The sequence below is a fragment of the Acinetobacter sp. HY1485 genome, assembly GCF_027568475.1.
GTDB lineage: Bacteria > Pseudomonadota > Gammaproteobacteria > Pseudomonadales > Moraxellaceae > Acinetobacter.
Genome location: NZ_JANKZG010000025.1, coordinates 1 through 3372, shown reverse-complemented (window position 1 = coordinate 3372; position 3372 = coordinate 1). Strand labels below are relative to the sequence as shown.

The following is a 3372-nucleotide window of genomic DNA, read 5'->3' as shown; positions in this document are numbered from 1 at the left end:
GATGACCAGTACAGTGCAGACAATATCAAAACCACCACAGATGCCGATGGCAACTTGGTGGTGATGCAAGACCGTAACTCAACATTTGATAGCGTAACCGCTGATGATGGTAATGGTAACAGTACGGTTCTAAATACATCAGGCACGACTGTTAAAGATGCATCAGGTAATACAGCAAATTATGGTGCTAAAACAACCAGCTTAACAGATGGAACTAATACCACCACAACCACAGCGTCAGGCACTACAGTTGACAATGGCAAAACCAAAACTACCGTGGGTGCAGATACCATTACGGTTGGACAAGGTGCTAACCCTGTTGTCATTAATGGACAACAAGGTACGGTAACAGGTTTAACCAATACCAATTGGGATCCATCAACAGTACAAACTGACCGTGCAGCGACAGAAGGTCAAGTATTACAAGCAACTTCTAACTTAGATGGCACAGTGACACAGCGTGGTCTTAACTTTGCAGCCAACAGTGGCGACGTGGTTCATAAAAACCTCGGCGAGACACTGACTGTTAAAGGCACAGGCACTAAAGCAGATGACCAGTACAGTGCAGACAATATCAAAACCACCACAGATGCCGATGGCAACTTGGTGGTGATGCAAGACCGTAACTCAACATTTGATAGCGTTGTTGCAGGTAACACAACCTTAAATACAAATGGCTTAAGCATTCAAAACGGTCCAAGTATTACAACGGCAGGTATTGATGCTGCAAATACAACGGTGAGTAACGTTGCTGATGGTAGTAACGCCAATGATGCAGTGAACAAAGGTCAATTAGACCAAATTGCGCAGTCGGGCAATGATAAGAACAATGCATTGGGTAACAGCACAGCATCGAACTTAGGCGGTGGCGCAACGTATGATGCCACTACAGGGACGATCAGTGCACCAAGTTACATCACTACAAAAACAGACGGCACTACGACTACTTCTAACAATGTTGGAGATGCCCTTGGCAACCTCAATAACGAAGTGATTAAACCGATCAGCTTTGGCGGTGACAGTGGTACAGACGTTGCGCGTAAACTTGGTCAAAAACTAAGTGTAACAGGTGGTATTACCGATACATCTGCGCTCAGTGATAACAATATCGGTGTGGTTGCCAATGGTACAGATGGCTTAAGTGTTAAGTTGGCAAAAGACATCAATATCAATAGCGTAACAGCAGGTGATAGCAAACTAGATAGCAATGGTTTAGTGGTGACCAATGGTCCAAGCGTAACCAAAGATGGTATTAATGGTGGAGGTAAAGCCATTACCAACATTGCAGAGGGTACAAGTGCCAATGATGCTGCAACAAAAGGTCAGCTAGATCAAATCAGCCAATCTACCAACAGCAAAGGTCTTAACTTTGCAGCCAACAGTGGCGATGTGGTTCATAAAAACCTCGGCGAGACACTGACTGTTAAAGGCACAGGCACTAAAGCAGATGACCAATACAGTGCAGACAATATCAAAACCACCACAGATGCCGATGGCAACTTGGTAGTGATGCAAGACCGTAACTCAACATTTGATAGCGTTGTTGCAGGTAACACAACCTTAAATACAAATGGCTTAAGCATTCAAAATGGTCCAAGTATTACAACGGCAGGTATTGATGCTGCAAATACAACGGTGAGCAACGTTGCTGATGGTAGTAACGCCAATGATGCAGTGAACAAAGGTCAATTAGACCAAATTGCGCAGTCGGGCAATGATAAGAACAATGCATTAGGTAACAGCACAGCATCGAACTTAGGCGGTGGCGCAACGTATGATGCCACTACAGGGACGATCAGTGCACCAAGTTACATCACCACAAAAACAGATGGCACTACGACCACCTCTAATAACGTTGGAGATGCCCTTGGCAACCTCAATAACGAAGTGATTAAACCGATCAGCTTTGGCGGTGACAGTGGTACAGACGTTGCGCGTAAACTCGGTCAAAAACTAAGTGTAACAGGTGGTATTACCGATACATCTGCGCTCAGTGATAACAATATCGGTGTGGTTGCCAATGGTACAGATGGCTTAAGTGTTAAGTTGGCAAAAGACATCAATATCAATAGCGTAACAGCAGGTGATAGCAAACTAGACAGCAATGGTTTAGTGGTGACCAATGGTCCAAGCGTAACCAAAGATGGTATTAATGGTGGAGGTAAAGCCATTACTAACATTGCAGAGGGTACAAGTGCCAATGATGCTGCAACAAAAGGTCAGCTAGATCAAATCAGCCAATCTACCAACAGCAAAGGTCTTAACTTTGCAGCCAACAGTGGCGACGTGGTTCATAAAAACCTCGGCGAGACACTGACTGTTAAAGGCACAGGCACCAAAGCAGATGACCAGTACAGTGCAGACAATATCAAAACCACCACAGATGCCGATGGCAACTTGGTGGTGATGCAAGACCGTAATTCAACATTTGATAGCGTTGTTGCAGGTAACACAACCTTAAATACAAATGGCTTAAGCATTCAAAACGGTCCAAGTATTACAACGGCAGGTATTGATGCTGCAAATACAACGGTGAGCAACGTTGCTGATGGTAGTAACGCCAATGATGCAGTAAACAAAGGTCAATTAGACCAAATTGCACAGTCGGGCAATGATAAGAACAATGCATTGGGCAACAGCACAGCATCGAACTTAGGCGGTGGCGCAACGTATGATGCCACTACAGGGACGATTAGTGCACCAAGTTACATCACCACGAAAACAGATGGCACTACGACCACCTCTAATAACGTTGGAGATGCCCTTGGCAACCTCAATAACGAAGTGATTAAACCGATCAGCTTTGGCGGTGACAGTGGTACAGACGTTGCACGTAAACTTGGTCAAAAACTAAGTGTAACAGGTGGTATTACCGATACATCTGCGCTCAGTGATAACAATATCGGTGTGATTGCCAATGGTACAGATGGCTTAAGTGTTAAGTTGGCAAAAGACATCAATGTCAATAGCGTAACAGCAGGTGATAGCAAACTAGATAGCAATGGTTTAGTGGTGACCAATGGTCCAAGCGTAACCAAAGATGGTATTAATGGTGGAGGTAAAGCCATTACCAACATTGCAGAGGGTACAAGTGCCAATGATGCTGCAACAAAAGGTCAGCTAGATCAAGTTGCAGGTAATGGCGTGCAATATGATAAAAATACAGATGGTACGACAAACTACAACAGTATCACTGCTGGAAATGGTAAAGGTACTACTGCTCAGATTGGAAAAGATGCGCAAGGCAATAGTATTGTGACCAGTGGTGGAACAACCATTAGTAATGTTGCAAATGCAGTTAATGCTTCTGACGCAGTAAACAAAGGACAATTAGATTCTATTATCAGCACAAACCTAACGAATGTGACAGAT

The 3372-nt window shown here is 44.2% G+C and carries 1 pseudogene; it reads left to right on the top strand.

What is annotated here, in order from left to right:
* Window positions 1-3372 (top strand): annotated as a pseudogene (locus tag PCI70_RS12105) (hypothetical protein); the annotation flags it as partial.